The organism is Weissella tructae, from assembly GCF_000732905.1.
Lineage (GTDB): Bacteria > Bacillota > Bacilli > Lactobacillales > Lactobacillaceae > Weissella > Weissella tructae.
In genome coordinates this window covers 149,830-166,653 of the sequence record NZ_CP007588.1, presented here as the reverse complement: position 1 = coordinate 166,653, position 16,824 = coordinate 149,830, and the positions used below count along the sequence as shown (strand labels likewise).

The 16,824-nt window shown below is 43.4% G+C and carries 8 protein-coding genes, 2 tRNA genes and 2 rRNA genes; 1 reads left to right on the top strand and 11 read right to left on the bottom strand.

From position 1 onward, the window contains the following. Positions 1–14: 14 nt before the first annotated feature. The 4 genes from WS08_RS00755 to WS08_RS00740 all read right to left on the bottom strand — a co-directional run bounded on the left by WS08_RS00755 (position 15) and on the right by WS08_RS00740 (position 4,946). Positions 15–2,930 (bottom strand): 23S ribosomal RNA (locus tag WS08_RS00755). Between the two features lie 203 nt (positions 2,931–3,133). Next, a tRNA-Ala gene (locus WS08_RS00750) sits at positions 3,134–3,206 on the bottom strand. Positions 3,207–3,212: 6 nt separating this feature from the next. After that, positions 3,213–3,286: transfer RNA gene (locus WS08_RS00745), tRNA-Ile, on the bottom strand. 91 nt (positions 3,287–3,377) lie between these two features. After that, a 16S ribosomal RNA gene (locus WS08_RS00740) occupies positions 3,378–4,946 on the bottom strand. The 16S and 23S rRNA genes sit together here with 2 tRNA genes alongside, the layout of an rRNA operon. Positions 4,947–5,357: 411 nt before the next feature. On the opposite strand from WS08_RS00740, the gene WS08_RS00735 reads away from it, so the two are divergent. Next, positions 5,358–5,744 (top strand): hypothetical protein, encoded by a 387-nt coding sequence (locus WS08_RS00735; protein ID WP_009495576.1) that lies wholly within the window; start codon positions 5,358–5,360, stop codon positions 5,742–5,744. Between the two features lie 88 nt (positions 5,745–5,832). On the opposite strand, the gene WS08_RS00730 is transcribed toward WS08_RS00735, so the two are convergent. From WS08_RS00730 to WS08_RS00700, 7 genes are all read right to left on the bottom strand, one after another. Continuing rightward, positions 5,833–6,435, bottom strand: coding sequence for a TrmH family RNA methyltransferase (locus WS08_RS00730; RefSeq protein WP_009495577.1), 603 nt, complete (start codon positions 6,433–6,435; stop codon positions 5,833–5,835). A gap of 142 nt (positions 6,436–6,577) precedes the next feature. Beyond that, on the bottom strand, positions 6,578–10,894 hold the full coding sequence (locus tag WS08_RS00725; protein WP_009495578.1) for a PolC-type DNA polymerase III: 4,317 nt from the start codon (positions 10,892–10,894) through the stop codon (positions 6,578–6,580). A gap of 137 nt (positions 10,895–11,031) precedes the next feature. After that, entirely contained in the window at positions 11,032–12,744 is a 1,713-nt protein-coding gene (locus WS08_RS00720) for a proline--tRNA ligase (RefSeq protein ID WP_009495579.1), read from the bottom strand. A 70-nt stretch (positions 12,745–12,814) separates the two neighbouring features. Beyond that, positions 12,815–14,086 (bottom strand): RIP metalloprotease RseP, encoded by a 1,272-nt coding sequence (gene rseP, locus WS08_RS00715; RefSeq protein ID WP_241761914.1) that lies wholly within the window; start codon positions 14,084–14,086, stop codon positions 12,815–12,817. 56 nt (positions 14,087–14,142) lie between these two features. Beyond that, the gene (locus WS08_RS00710) at positions 14,143–14,934 is read right to left on the bottom strand and encodes a phosphatidate cytidylyltransferase (RefSeq protein ID WP_009495583.1); all 792 of its coding nucleotides are present in this window, start codon (positions 14,932–14,934) and stop codon (positions 14,143–14,145) included. Positions 14,935–14,952: 18 nt separating this feature from the next. Further along, entirely contained in the window at positions 14,953–15,741 is a 789-nt protein-coding gene (locus WS08_RS00705; protein WP_009495584.1) for an isoprenyl transferase, read from the bottom strand. Between the two features lie 165 nt (positions 15,742–15,906). After that, positions 15,907–16,734 (bottom strand): Cof-type HAD-IIB family hydrolase, encoded by an 828-nt coding sequence (locus tag WS08_RS00700; protein WP_009495586.1) that lies wholly within the window; start codon positions 16,732–16,734, stop codon positions 15,907–15,909. Positions 16,735–16,824: the final 90 nt, after the last annotated feature.

Sequence of the window (16,824 nt, the reverse complement as noted above, 5' to 3'; positions counted from 1 at the left end):
ACGTTTTGTTCAACTTGGTTAAGTCCTCGAACCATTAGTACTAGTCCGCTCCATGCGTCACCGCACTTCCACTTCTAGCCTATCTACCTCATCATCTTTGAGGGGTCTTACTTCATAAAGAATGGGAAATCTCATCTCGAGGCGAGTTTCACACTTAGATGCTTTCAGCGTTTATCTCATCCGTACATAGCTACTCAGCGATGCTCCTGGCGGAACAACTGATACACCAGAGGTACGTCCACCCCGGTCCTCTCGTACTAAGGGCAGCTCCTCTCAAATTTCCTACGCCCGCGACGGATAGGGACCGAACTGTCTCACGACGTTCTGAACCCAGCTCGCGTACCGCTTTAATGGGCGAACAGCCCAACCCTTGGGACCGACTACAGCCCCAGGATGCGATGAGCCGACATCGAGGTGCCAAACCTCCCGTCGATGTGGACTCTTGGGGGAGATAAGCCTGTTATCCCCAGGGTAGCTTTTGTCCGTTGAGCGATGGCCCTTCCATGCGGAACCACCGGATCACTAAGTCCTACTTTCGTACCTGCTCGACTTGTAAGTCTCACAGTCAAGCTCTCTTGTGCCTTTACACTCTACGAATGATTTCCAACCATTCTGAGAGAACCTTTGAGCGCCTCCGTTACCTTTTTAGGAGGCGACCGCCCCAGTCAAACTGCCTGCCAGACACTGTCTTCCATCGCGATAAGCGATGTGAGTTAGAGTGGTCATACAACGAGGGTAGTATCCCACTGATGCCTCCATCGAACTAGCGTTCCGATTTCAACGGCTCCTACCTATTCTGTACAAGCTGCACAAACACTCAATATCAAGCTACAGTAAAGCTCCATGGGGTCTTTCCGTCCTGTCGCGGGTAACCCGCATCTTCACGGGTCTTTAAATTTCACCGAGTCTCTCGTTGAGACAGTGCCCAGATCGTTACGCCTTTCGTGCGGGTCGGAACTTACCCGACAAGGAATTTCGCTACCTTAGGACCGTTATAGTTACGGCCGCCGTTTACTGGGGCTTCAATTCGTACCTTCGCTTGCGCTAAGCACTCCTTTTAACCTTCCAGCACCGGGCAGGCGTCAGCCCCTATACGTCATCTTACGATTTTGCAGAAACCTGTGTTTTTGATAAACAGTCGCCTGGGCCTATTCACTGCGGCTCAGCTTTCGCTGAGCACCCCTTCTCCCGAAGTTACGGGGTCATTTTGCCGAGTTCCTTAACGAGAGTTCACTCGCTCACCTTAGGATGCTCTCCTCGACTACCTGTGTCGGTTTGCGGTACGGGCAGGTAAACACTAACTAGAAGCTTTTCTTGGCAGCGTGACATCACAGACTTCCCTACTTTATTTCGGTCCTCATCATCACTTGTCCTTGGAAGAGCAAGCATTTAACTCACTCTAAGACTTATGATTTAACCCAGCATATCCATCAGCTGGGATCTGTTAGCCTTCTGCGTCCCTCCATCGTTCAAACATGTTCACCTGGTACAGGAATCTCAACCTGTTGTCCATCGACTACGCCTCTTGGCCTCGCCTTAGGTCCCGACTAACCCTGGGAGGACGAGCCTTCCCCAGGAAACCTTAGTCATACGGTGGACAGGATTCTCACCTGTCTTTCGCTACTCATACCGGCATTCTCACTTCTATGCGCTCCACCAGTCCTCACGGTCTGACTTCATCGCCCATAGAACGCTCTCCTATCGCGCCACTTACGTGGCACCCGTAGTTTCGGTGGTGTGTTTAGCCCCGGTACATTTTCGGCGCAGAATCACTCGACTAGTGAGCTATTACGCACTCTTTAAATGGTGGCTGCTTCTAAGCCAACATCCTAGTTGTCTATGCAACTCCACATCCTTTTCCACTTAACACACACTTAGGGACCTTAACTGACGATCTGGGCTGTTCCCCTTTCGACAATGGATCTTATCACTCACTGTCTGACTCCCGGACATACGTGATTGGCATTCGGAGTTTATCTTAATTTGGTAACCCGAGATGGGCCCCGCACCAAAACAGTGCTCTACCTCCAACACGCTTCATTCCGAGGCTAGCCCTAAAGCTATTTCGGAGAGAACCAGCTATCTCCAAGTTCGATTGGAATTTCACCGCTACCCACACCTCATCCCAGCATTTTTTCAACATGCACGGTTCGGGCCTCCAGTGCGTTTTACCGCACCTTCACCCTGGACATGGGTAGGTCACCTGGTTTCGGGTCTACAACAACGTACTCAAGCGCCCATTTCAGACTCGCTTTCGCTACGGCTCCGGTCTTTCCACCTTAACCTTGCACGTTATCGTAACTCGCCGGTTCATTCTACAAAAGGCACGCCATCACCCATTAACGGGCTCTGACTTCTTGTAGGCACATGGTTTCAGGAACTTTTTCACTCCCCTTCCGGGGTGCTTTTCACCTTTCCCTCACGGTACTGGTTCACTATCGGTCACTAGGGAGTATTTAGCCTTGCGAGATGGTCCTCGCGGATTCCGACCGGATTTCACGTGTCCGGCCGTACTCAGGATCCTGTACGGGAGGTTATTTGTTTTCGCATACGGGGCTATCACCCTATCCTGCTCAGCTTCCCAGCTGATTCTGCTAACAAACAACTTTGTAACTCCACAACGACAGTCCTACAACCCCAATGTGCAAGCACATTGGTTTGGGCTCTTCCGTTTTTCGCTCGCCGCTACTGACGGAATCGATATTTCTTTCTCTTCCTGTTGCTAATGAGATGTTTCAGTTCACAACGTCTACCTTCAACCTGACTATGTATTCATCAGGTGATAACTTGCATACACAAGCTGGGTTCCCCCATTCGGAAACCCCCGGATCAAAGCTCACTTACAGCTCCCCGGGGAATATCGGTGTTAGTCCCGTCCTTCATCGGCTCCTAGTGCCAAGCATCCACCATGCGCCCTTAATAACTTAACCTATCAACTTACGTTGATGATTCAAGTTTGAGTATGTGGCTCAAGGCCACATGCGATTTAAACTAAATTTAAAAAAACTCAAAAAAATTACGCGGTGTATTTTTTTTCGGCTCAATTTAATTAAATAATTAATTTGAAATGAATTTAAAATTTACAATATTATTCAGTTTTCAAAGATCTAAGTCACTGCCACGTGAGTGGCAATGGAGAATATCGGGATCGAACCGATGACCCCCTGCTTGCAAAGCAGGTGCTCTCCCAGCTGAGCTAATTCCCCGTAGAATGGGACTGAGAGGACTCGAACCTCCGACCTCACCCTTATCAGGGGTGCGCTCTAACCAGCTGAGCTACAGTCCCGAGGTTCTCTCTCGTCTATTACATTGAGTGTAAACCACTCAAAACTAAATATCGTTTCAATGCGAATGTGTAGGTTTCCGATTTTCCTTAGAAAGGAGGTGATCCAGCCGCAGGTTCTCCTACGGCTACCTTGTTACGACTTCACCCTAATCATCTATCCCACCTTAGACGGCTGGCTCCTAAAAGGTTACCTCACCGGCTTTGGGTGTTACAAACTCTCATGGTGTGACGGGCGGTGTGTACAAGACCCGGGAACGTATTCACCGCGGCGTGCTGATCCGCGATTACTAGCGATTCCGACTTCATGTAGCGAGTTGCAGCCTACAATCCGAACTGAGACAAGCTTTAAGAGATTTGCGTACTCGCGGGTTAGCGACTCGTTGTACTTGCCATTGTAGCACGTGTGTAGCCCAGGTCATAAGGGGCATGATGATTTGACGTCATCCCCACCTTCCTCCGGTTTGTCACCGGCAGTCTCACTAGAGTGCCCAACTGAATGCTGGCAACTAGTAATAAGGGTTGCGCTCGTTGCGGGACTTAACCCAACATCTCACGACACGAGCTGACGACAACCATGCACCACCTGTCACTTTGTCCCCGAAGGAAAGCGCCATTTCTGGCGTGGTCAAAGGATGTCAAGACCTGGTAAGGTTCTTCGCGTTGCTTCGAATTAAACCACATGCTCCACCGCTTGTGCGGGTCCCCGTCAATTCCTTTGAGTTTCAACCTTGCGGTCGTACTCCCCAGGCGGAGTGCTTAATGCGTTAGCTGCGACACTTAGGGCGGAAACCCCCAAACATCTAGCACTCATCGTTTACGGTGTGGACTACCAGGGTATCTAATCCTGTTTGCTACCCACACTTTCGAGCCTCAACGTCAGTTACAGTCCAGAGAGCCGCCTTCGCCACTGGTGTTCCTCCATATATCTACGCATTTCACCGCTACACATGGAATTCCACTCTCCTCTACTGCACTCAAGTCATCCAGTTTCCAAAGCACTTCCACAGTTAAGCTGTGGCTTTCACTTCGGACTTAAAAAACCGTCTGCGCTCGCTTTACGCCCAATAAATCCGGATAACGCTTGGAACATACGTATTACCGCGGCTGCTGGCACGTATTTAGCCGTTCCTTTCTGGTAAGATACCGTCACACACCAAGCAGTTACTCTTGATGCTATTCTTCTCTTACAACAGTGTTTTACGAGCCGAAACCCTTCATCACACACGCGGCGTTGCTCCATCAGACTTTCGTCCATTGTGGAAGATTCCCTACTGCTGCCTCCCGTAGGAGTATGGGCCGTGTCTCAGTCCCATTGTGGCCGATCAGTCTCTCAACTCGGCTACGCATCATCGTCTTGGTGAGCCATTACTCACCAACTAACTAATGCGCCGCGGGACCATCTCTTAGTGATAGCAGAACCATCTTTCAAGTAGCAACCATGCGGTTGCTAGTGTTATGCGGTATTAGCATCTGTTTCCAGATGTTATCCCCGCTAAGAGGTAGGTTCCCACGTGTTACTCACCCGTTCGCCACTCACTGCAATGTTCATCGTCATATCAGAGCAAGCTCTTCAAATCAGTTGAACCACAGTGCGTTCGACTTGCATGTATTAGGCACGCCGCCAGCGTTCATCCTGAGCCAGGATCAAACTCTCAATTTGAAGTTTGAGTATAACTCAATTTTTTTTGTTGTTTAACAGATGTTAAACGAATTTACTAGCGAATTGACTTCGCAAATGTTTGGACCAACTAATAGTTGGTCGACCTACACATTTGTTACATCGAAACGATATTCAGTTTTCAATGATCTACTTCGTTGTTTCGTTTGACTAACGTCTCCCTGAGACAACTTAATTATCTTATCAAGTAGTTAACTGAATGTCAACAACTTTTTTAAGAAAGTTTTTTAAACGATTTGCTGTCTCGTGCTTGCCTTAGCGGCTTGCCCTTAACAACTCGTATAATATTACAGACCACCCTATGTAATGTCAACACTTTTTCGAAAGTTTTTTTATAATCAATATTTAACGCGCCAAATCATGCTATACTAGCAAAAAACGAGGAAGGTCATCATGTCAAAAAAAGAAGATAAAATCAATCCAGAATTATTCCTAGCGACATTATTACAATATAGTCGTGATAACAATTTCAACCATATTAACGTTAGCGTTCGATTAAACCGTAACCCTGCTTACACACGCCAAGTTATGATTGTAACGCTAAAGCGTATCTCAAAAAAGTATGGAAACGACGAACGTGCGTACATGTCAGTGACTGCTGACAACGCCACAAAGGTCCTATCACTTATCAATAAGTTGAAAGAAGATATGTTTGCTCGCGACGAACAAACAATTAATTGGCACACGGATCTACTAACTCGTGAAGAACAAGTATTCGGTTACCGCCAAATTCGCGAACGTGATAACTACAATAATTTGGAATTTGAATTATTAGTTTAAGCGTCAATATGAAAAGGAGCCCTAACAGACATTTCTGTTAGGGCTCCTTTTTTATCTATTATCTATATAGAACGTTATGCCATTCGTTTTACAGTTGAATTGGATGTTGGGCAGAATATAAGGCACTAATAATGCCGTGCGCAACAGAAACATTCACCGAACGAACAGATCCTGTTTGCGGAATATAGATCATACCATCCGCAGCTTCAATCAAGGCATCAGCTAAACCGATTTGTTCTTCTCCAAACAAGAAGACACTTTTCGCAGGCAGTTGAACATCAAAGATACTTGTTAATTCGTATCCAGGTGTATTGTCTACTGCATAAATCGTGTAGCCATCAGCGCGCCAATCAGAAAACAACTTTTCGTAATCTTTAATACGGGCATGCTTAATGTGTTCATAATGTTGGGCACCAACGGCCCCTTTTTTATTCCAACGCTTGGCACCTTCTTCATTTTCAGTATCCATGGGATTATCTGGATTCAAGAAGACAATTTCCTTACCTGAAAAAGCATTATGGTTACGTACGGCCGTCGCTTTATTGAAGTCATGGCTAATATTTTGTAAAACAGTAATCATCTCACCGCGACGTTGGTCAAGTGCTTGCATAATATCTTCATTACTAAGCCCTTTAAAGTCATCCCCTAAATTACGGTAATCAATTGCATTGTTAATATCAATATCACTCATGTCTCTTCCTCATCTCTTAAATAATCAATATCTCATTATAGGCAGGGTCTCCTATTTTTTCAAATAAAAAGCACTGATGTATGAGACATCAGTGCTTTTTATTTATTATGCGATGTAAAGAACTTCTTACCTATAGTAGAAATTAAAACAAATCTAATTGATTTTGGTCTGACATACCTTCCAAGACACCATTTTGGTCAAAGAAGTCCATCAAAGTCTTCGATACACCTCCACGTTGCGCTAAATCTTCCTTAGATAGGAATTCACCTTCAGCACGTGCAGCCATAATACGCTTGGCAACGTTATCACCTAACCCAGGTACCGCGTTAAATGGCGCAATTAATGTTTTACCATCTAGAACCCATTGTTCCGCGTCAGACTTGTACAAATCAACCATATTAAATGTAATACCACGTTCTAATGCTTCGTTAGCTAACTCTAAAACAGTCAGCAAATCTTTATCTTTCGCTGAAGCTTCATTACCCATGCTCTTAATCTCTTGAATCTTCGCCTTCGTAGAATTCATTCCACGGGACATTGACACAATATCAAAGTTCGTTGCACGCACTGAGAAATAAGCGGCGTAATACAACGTTGGGAAGTACACCTTAAAGTAAGCAATACGAAGGGCCATCAAAACATAGGCAGCCGCGTGGGCACGCGGGAACATATACTTAATCTTCAAACAAGATTCAATATACCATTCCGGCACCTTGGCAGCACGCATTTCAACTTGGTATTCATCCGAAATCCCTTTTCCTTTACGCACCTTTTCCATAATTTGAAAGGCGGATTCAGGTTGCATTCCGTAGTTAATCAAGTCGGTCATGATTTTGTCACGGGTTCCGATAACGGTACGAATGTCAGCAGTCCCCTTTTGAATCAGTTCATCCGCATTACCACGCCACACGTCAGTACCGTGTGATAAACCAGAAATCTGTAATAGTTCTCCATAGTTCTTAGGTTGTGTTTCTTCCAACATACCACGAACAAAGGCCGTTCCAAATTCAGGCACTCCTAGTGTTCCCGTTTTTGAGAAAATCTGATTTTCTGTAACACCTAATCCTTCAGTTGTTGTAAACAGACTCATGACACCTGGATCATCCATTGGAATTGTTTGTGGATCAATACCAGACATGTCTTGTAGCGCACGAATCATAGTTGGGTCATCATGCCCCAGAATATCCATTTTCAAGATATTATCGTGAATTGAATGGAAATCAAAGTGAGTCGTCTTCCAAGTAGCATTAACATCATCCGCCGGGAATTGAATTGGTGTGAAATCAAAGATTTCCATATCATCCGGCACAATCAAAATCCCCGCCGGGTGTTGCCCAGTTGTACGCTTTACCCCAGTGGCACCAGATGCTAATCGGTCGATTTCAGCGCCACGTAATTGTAATTCATTTTCACGTTCATATGCCTTTGCATACCCATATGCTGTTTTATCCGCAACTGTCGCAATTGTTCCAGCACGGAATACATTGTTTTCACCAAACAATGACTTCATATAGTTGTGCGCATATGGTTGGTAGTCTCCCGAGAAGTTCAAATCAATATCGGGAACCTTGTTTCCTAAGAATCCAAGGAAAGTTTCAAACGGAATGTTGTGCCCATCCCCAATCAACAAACTACCATCAATTGGACTGTACTTATCCGGCAAATCATATCCAGAGTCGTAAATACGTGGGTCAACAAACTCCACATAATCTCCACCTAAACTACGATAATGTGGCGGCAAGGCATTCACTTCCGTCACCCCAATCAACAAGGCAACTAATGAAGATCCAACGGATCCACGAGATCCAACCAGGTACCCGTCTTTATTTGACTTCGCCACCAAACGTTGTGCCACAAGATAAATAACAGAGAAACCATTATTAATAATTGATTGTAATTCTTGTTCAATACGCGCTTCGATAATTTCAGGCAAAGGATTTCCGTACATTTCACGTGCAGTGTCATACGTTAATTGCTTAATTTCTTCTTCAGCAGTTGGCATATTTGGCGGATAGTTCCCACCTTTAATCGCCTCTACATCCTCAATCATGTCCGCAACTTTACGAGTATTGTCGATAACAACTTGCTTTGCTAAGTCTTCACCCATCCACGCGAAGTCATCCAAGACTTCTTGCGTTGTACGCATATGCAATTCTGGTAATGAATAACGATTCAACGGATTCGCCCCACCTTGTGAGCTAATTAATACCTTACGATAAATATAGTCTTCTGGATTTAGATAATGGACATCCCCTGTTACAACAACAGGCTTATCCAATTGGTCACCAATCTCAACCGCTTGTGTCATCAATTGACGTAAACGCGCTTCATCTTGAATCAACTCCGCTTCAATTGCTGGTACATAGTTAGGTGACGGATGAATTTCTAAGTAGTCATAATACTTGGCTTTTTCTAGTGCTTGCGCCGGTCCTTTTTGAACTAACGCTTCCCAGAATTCACCGGACGTATCACCCGTTCCAATTAACAATCCTTCGCGATACTTATTCAATAATGAACGCGGTACTCGAGGTACACGGAAGAAATATTGTGTATTTGATTCTGATAACAACTTATACAGATTTTTTACACCTGTTTGGTTTTGTACCAAAACCGTTGCTTTATTTGGACGACCATGACGCCATGCGTCATTTTCAGTCATATGATCGTTTAATTGATCAGCTGAAGTAATCCCATATTTCTCCTTAGCTTCAGCTAAGAAGATACGATTCAAATGTCCAGTTGTTTCCGCGTCAAAGATGGCACGGTGATGTTGCTCCAAAAGAACACCAAAATGTTTTGCCAGCGTGTTCAATCGGTATGAACGCATTGTTGGATATAAGAAACGCGCTAACGTCAAAGTGTCAATAACCGGATTTTCAATCAATGGCATCCCATGACGCATAAACCCTTCATTTACAAAGCCCATGTCAAACGTCACATTGTGCCCAACCAAAATAGCATCCCCATAGAATTCATGGAATTCACGAAGTACTTGCTCTTCTGACTTTGACCCTTGGACATCAGCATCCGTAATCGATGTCAAATTAACCGTTGTTTCACTTAACGGGAAACCTGGATCAATGAATTCTGAAAATTCAGCAATGACATTTCCTTTTTGCATGCGAACCGCTGACAATTCAATAATCTTATCGTAAGCCGCTGATAGTCCAGTTGTTTCAATGTCAAAAACAACATATTCAGCATCTTCTAGGTTCGTATTATTTGGATTAAAGACAATTGGTTCTCCATCTTCAACTAAATTGACTTCAATTCCGTAAATCATCTTGATGCCATTCTTTTTTGCCGCAGACGCCGCTTCAGGGAAACCTTGCGCACCAGCTGTATCTGTAATCGCGATTGCATCCATGCCCCACTTAGCAGCTTGCTTCACATAATCACTAATACTGTTGGTTGCATCCATCGTTGACATCAATGTATGTGTCCCCAATTCAACACGCTTTTCTTCACCAGCGTATTCTTCTTGACGACTTGGGTGCTTAACAATTTCCATGTCAAAAGCAGTCATCGTCAAATCACGGGCAAAATCGTCTTGTTGAATCGGTCCACGTACACGTAGCCAAACACCAGGCTTAATGTTATCAAAGAACGCTTCATCAGATTCATCACGAGAAAACTTCTTCACAATAAATGAACTCGTATAGTCAGTCATCTTCAAGTTCAGTAGCTTACGTTCTGATTTTAGTTCTCGAACTTCGGCATCAAACACATATCCTTCAAAAATAACTGAGCGTTCTTCTGAATCAACATCCGCCATTGCCATACGTTCAGCGTCAGCACCAATCTTACGTCCCACAGCATTCGCGTTACCACCAGCACTCTTGCTAGGCGCCTTCTTACGTTGCTTATGTTCTTGTTCAATTTGCACTTTTGCGGTTTCAGCTAATTGTTGATCTTGTTCGGCCACTTTTTGTTTGTGCTCCGCTAAGTTTTCAGCTTCTAAAGCTTCATCTACGCGAATATCAAACGCGTTCGTTAAATTAACCCCTAACTTTGCGTAGGTCTTCAAAATAATAGGCAATCCCGTTGATGCCGCATACTTCGCCCAAACCGCATTACTAAAGACTAGCGTTAACTTGCCATCAATTTCTTGTGGCATAATTTGCCCAAAGGCTTGTCGAAAGGCACCTGGTTCAGCTTGATTTTGTTGTAATACCCAACGCCAGTAATTAATAATTGTCGCATTGTCGGGTTGGTTGGCAATCGTCACTTGAAAATCAGTACCTGCAATCGCTGTAAACGACGTCTGCATACGATTCACAAATTCAGCTGTTTCTGTTACGTCAGGCAAATTCATCCATGACATAAAGAATTGCCACGTGTTTGACTTCTTATGGACAACAACTTTATCCAATGCTGCATTTTCAAAACATGCAGGCACTGACTCAATATTCAATTGTTGTAGTAAAACTTGAAATTGTTCTTGCGCATTCAAAGCCATAAATTTATCTCCTACTAAAAATTTCTATCCCATTATTATACCAACCTCACACCTAAATTACCGTGTTCGTTGGCGTAATTTAAGAAAAAGAAAAACCAGCGCTTCTAACAGCACTGGTTTTATTCTATTTCATAATCTTAGTCGGCGTTTTGTCCTAGCAAAATACGTAATGTATCAACTAATTCATCGGCACGAACTTCGATACCTTCTTCAGCATTACGCAACTTCACTTCAACAATACCTTCACCGGCCTTCTTACCAACTGTCACACGGACTGGCAATCCGATTAGGTCTGAATCAGCAAACTTAACCCCTGGACGTTCGTTACGGTCATCGACCAAAACTTCGTAACCAGCTGCTTCTAGCGCTGTGTTCAAATCATTTGTCAAAGCACCTTGTAGTTCATCAGAGTACTTGATTGGTACCAAGTGAACATCCCACGGTGCAACACTTTGTGGCCAAGCAAATCCAGATTCATCTGCATTTTGTTCCGCAATAGCTGACAATAGACGTGAAACACCGATTCCGTAAGAACCCATGATAACATCTGCTTGACGTCCATTCGCATCAAGAACTTGTGCACCCATTGATTCTGAGTAACGTGTTCCCAACTTAAAGATGTGTCCAATTTCAATTCCACGAGTGAACTTCAAGTGACCCTTACCGTCTACAGCCAAATCACCTTCACGTGCTGTACGCACATCAGCAACTTCATCAACACGGAAATCACGGTTCAAGTTAGCGTTCAAGTAATGGAACCCAGCGTCATTCGCCCCAACAGTCAAGTTGACCATGTCCATTACCCATTCGTCAGCGATGATTTTTACATCTTCACCAACACCAACAGGACCAAGGGAACCAGCTGGCGCTCCTAGCAAAGTCACAACTTCTTCATCAGTTGCCATGCGTAGTTCGTCAGCGTTCAATAGGTTTTGTACCTTAACTTCGTTAACTTCAAAGTCACCACGAATCAAAATCAAAACAGGTTGTTCGTCAGCATACATCACCAATGTCTTAACCAATTGGTCAGGCGTTGTCTTTAGGTATTCTGACAATTCATCAATTGACTTCACTTCTGGTGTAGCAATCTTTTCCAAAGCCACCGCAGGTGCATGTGACTTGTTAGGTGTGTAAAGATCCTTGGCCATTTCCAAGTTCGCTGCGTAGTCAGAGGCATCTGAGTAAGCAATGATATCTTCACCAGCAGCAGCTGGGGCAGAGAATTCCTTAGAATCTGATCCACCCATGGCTCCAGCATCCCCAACAATAACACGGTAGTCTAATCCTACACGATCAAAAATCTTGATGTATGCAGATTCCATTTCATTGTACGCTTGGTTCAAACCTTCTTCATCCACTGAGAATGAGTAGGCATCCTTCATAATAAATTCACGACCACGCAACAAACCAAAACGTGGACGACTTTCATCACGGAACTTCGTTTGAATTTGGTACATTGTCAAAGGCAAACGCTTGTATGACTTGATGTCATCACGAATCAATGTTGTTAGTGTTTCTTCGTGTGTTGGGCCTAAGATCATGTCACGTTCGTGACGGTTCTTCAACTTAAACAAGTTAGGACCGTACGTGTCGTAACGACCTGATTCTTGCCACATTTCAGCCGGCAACAAAACTGGCGCAGCCATTTCAACTGCATCAATTTCTTCCATTTCCTCACGAATAATGGCTGTAATCTTGTTCAAGACACGTTGTGCCAATGGCAAGTATGCAAAAACTCCCGCTGAAACTGGACGAATGTATCCAGCACGAACAAGTAATTGATGCGAAATTACTTCTGCATCAGCTGGTACTTCACGCAGCGTAGGAATAAATACCTTTGATTGCTTCATATCCTCATATCCTCTTTTTCCAAATTCACCAAACAATTTAGCGCTATATAGTTATATATATTACCATATCCTAGCGTACAAAATAGCGTAGAATATCATTTCCCGTCACAGCTAACATCAATAGCACTAAGATAGCGACACCGATTAACGTAATCACTGTTTCAATTTTTTCTGGAACCGGACGGCGAATAATCGCCTCCACCAAATTCAATAACAACTTACCACCATCTAATCCTGGAATTGGCAACAAGTTCATCATCCCTAAGTTAACAGACAACATTGCGACAAATCCCAATAATCCTAACAAACCAAATCCACTAACAGTTTCTGTCGTCTTATAAATCGCAACAGGACCACCCAACTTATCTAGTGAAAAATCTTTGGTCATGTTCAAAATCGCATGCCAGATTTGTGTCACAGATGTGACTGTTGCATTAATGGCATAATTGACGCGTGCAGATACAGATGTATCCATCGCTGGCGTTACACCAATTTGTCCAATTGTCATGCCTTGGATTTCAGTTCCCTTTGGTGTGATTTTAACAGTTTCCGCCTTATCATCACGTACTAATCCTAAGGTAATTTCCTTATCCGGCGCCGCTTGAATAGCTCCTTGGATATCGCCCCACTTCGTCATGTACTTACCATCAACGGAAGTTAATTTATCACCTGATTTCAAACCGGCCGTTGCCGCCGGTGTATTAGGCGCAATCGTATCAACGGTACTTGTTGTGACACCCGGAAGCGCAAATGATAATCCTAAGAACAAAATGATTGTTAACATCAAATTATTGAATGATCCCGCGATGTTAATTAAAGCACGTTGCCATAGCTTCGCAGATTCCACCAATGTATCTCGTGGTGCAACCAAGACTGCAGTTCCATCTGTTTCAATAATTGTTGCGTCATGGTCAACTGTATAGCGTGTTAATTCTTCTGATTCCATGTCACGATATCCTTCGATATACATCTCATCAACTAAATCAAAACGATTAACAACTAACGGTTGTCCAACAAATAAATCTGCTTCGCGAGATGCATTAATTTTCTTAACAATGCCATCTTCTAAAGCTAACGTGACTGTCATACCTGCTTGTAAACTGTCTTGATCATCCAATTGGCTAGCTAAACGAACATAACCACCCAAGGGTAAAACGCGAACGGTGTATGTTGTCCCGTTTCGTTGCTTTTGAAATAGCTTTGGTCCCATCCCCACAGCGAATTCACGAACACGAACGCCCGCTTTCTTCGCAACATAAAAGTGACCAAATTCGTGTACGACCACAATCAGTCCAAATACAAAAATAAACGCAATAAATGCTTGCATACTTTCCCCCATCATTGTTTATCTCAAATTATAAAAAAAGACACCGACTAAATGTCGATGTCTAAACCTGCTTAAAATCCACCCAACAAGTAGAATACAGGGAATGCGATCAACATTGAATCAAAGCGATCTAGAATTCCACCATGACCTGGCAAAATATCTCCTGAATCTTTCACTTTGTAGAAACGCTTCAAAGCTGATTCAATTAAATCACCGAATTGTCCTGCAACAGATACAATTAACGCAATACCGACCATTGTTAACCAACCATATTGTTGTGGGAAGAAAATTAGATAAACAGCCGCAAACAATACCGCTGCAACTGTTCCTCCAATTGACCCTTCCCATGTCTTATTAGGACTGATGTTTGGTGCTAACTTGTTCTTCCCAATCTTACGTCCAACCATGTATGCACCTGAGTCAGTAATCCATACAATCATCAAAACGAAGAAGATTGTTGAAATCCCTGCCAAACGCGCTTGGGCAAATGCATGGAATCCCATTCCCACATACATCATTGCTAGTGTGAATACTCCAGCATCTTCAAAGCTGAACTTATTCTTAGCAATTACTGTATGGAATAGCATTAGGACAACAAAGACATACATCAACGTTGTTCCTTGTAGCGCAACTGGCAAATGCCAGTCTTGCCATACTGTTGTTGGTAAAGTCAAAACGACAGCTCCCACCATCGCAAGAATTGCACCAAAGTCTACCAAAAGCGTACGACGCATACGTACAATTTCACTTGTGGCTACCAAAGCTAACACTGCTGCTAACCCTTGAATCCACCATCCCCCAAGCAATACAAGCGGCACAAAAATTGCTAACGCCACTGTTGCTGTAATAACACGTGTTTTCATGTTTAATCCTACCTCAAATTATTTTTTATCACTCTTATTTTCAGCTAGTCCACCAAAACGACGATCACGCCCTTGGTAAATCATCATCGCCTCTTCAAACACCGCTGGTGTAAATTCTGGCCAATGTTGGTCCATGAACACAAATTCCGCATAGGCCAATTGCCAGATTAAGAAATTAGACAAACGTTGTTCACCACTAGTACGAATCAACAATTCTGGATCAGCATATTCACCCAAAGGTGCAGTCATCATTGATGCTGAAACTGTTTCTTCTGTAATTTCATCAACAGTCATTTCACCAGTTACCACACGTTGTGCCAATTCTTGTACACCAGTTGTGATTTCTGCGCGACCACCGTAATTCAACGCAAAGTTCAATACCATCCCCGTGTTATTAGCCGTTTGTGCGACAGCATCATTAACAGCACGTTGTGTGTCTTCAGGTAATTGATCAATATATCCCATCACTTGCACACGAACATTTTGCGCAATCAACTCTGGTACAAAAGTGTCGAAAAACTTACCTGGTAATTGCATCAAAAAGCCAACTTCTTTTTCTGGACGCTTCCAATTTTCTGTTGAAAAAGCGTACAGTGTCAAAACTTTAACGCCTAATTGACTTGCAGACTTCGTAATTTCTTTTACAACTTCCATCCCGCGTTGATGTCCTGCAATACGCGGCATACTACGTTGCTTGGCCCAGCGACCATTCCCATCCATGATAATCGCGACGTGATTTGGAATACGTTCCATATCTAACTCAACCGCTACCGGGGCTTGTTTCTTCTGTGTCCATTTAAATAGCACGATATTTGCTCCTTCACACTGAACCCGCTGGATTCGTTTTCAATCTTTTAATTATACTACATATTCTCAGTTCACTCTTAAAAATCCCTAAGAATTCAACAGGTTATATAACTTAGAAAGGCGCTAGGTCCTTTGACCCAACGCCTCTCTACTCAACTATGCAGTTTATTTATCGTACTTTCCTGCCAAAATAGCTTCCATTGTTTCAATAACACCGTTGTTATTGTTATCATTCAAAGCCTTTTCAGGAATCTTGTTTAACATAAATTCTTCAGCGTTTGGCATCACAAATCCAAGCCCAACGTAATTTAGCATTTCTAAGTCATTACCATTGTCACCAAAGGCAGCCATCTCTTCAGGCTTGATATCCCAAGCCTTCGCCAATTCAGCCAATCCTTGTGCTTTATTAACATTTCCTGCCAACACGTCAACTGATCCAAATCCAGAACCAGTGATGTGGGCTGTATCCCCAAAGGCTTCACGAAGTTTCACAATGTATTCATACACGTCAGCCCCTTCATCCCAGTTAAATGATACACGGTAGATATCGTCATCAATATCCTTGAACTTTTCTACTTGGTAGACATTTGGATAGAACATCTTCGCATGTGCAATCATTTCTGGTGTTGCATGGTTTGATACATAGGCACCTTTAACACCTGACAACACAATAATGTTACCTGAAACACCGTATACACTCTTGTTCCAATCAATGACATCAGCAATTTTTTCAGGTGACAAAACGCCTTCGTACAAGACCTTGTTGTCATGAATTACAAATGCCCCATTGTCACTGACATACGTAATACGATCAGCACCAACTGGTGCAAAGTAATTACGCAATTGTTCGTATTGGTTACCACTGGCAGTAACAAACTTCATGCCGCGTGCTTCCATTTCTGTCAAAACAGCATCGAAACGTGCAACATCGTAGTTACGGTCATCTGGCAAAAATGTCCCATCCATATCTGTGGCAATTAATTTAATAGTCATTTATCCTATCCCTACTTTCCTAATTTTAAAATTATGTATTTGTTGAATAATTCCCAATTCAAACGATTCGTTGATTAGAATTATATCAAA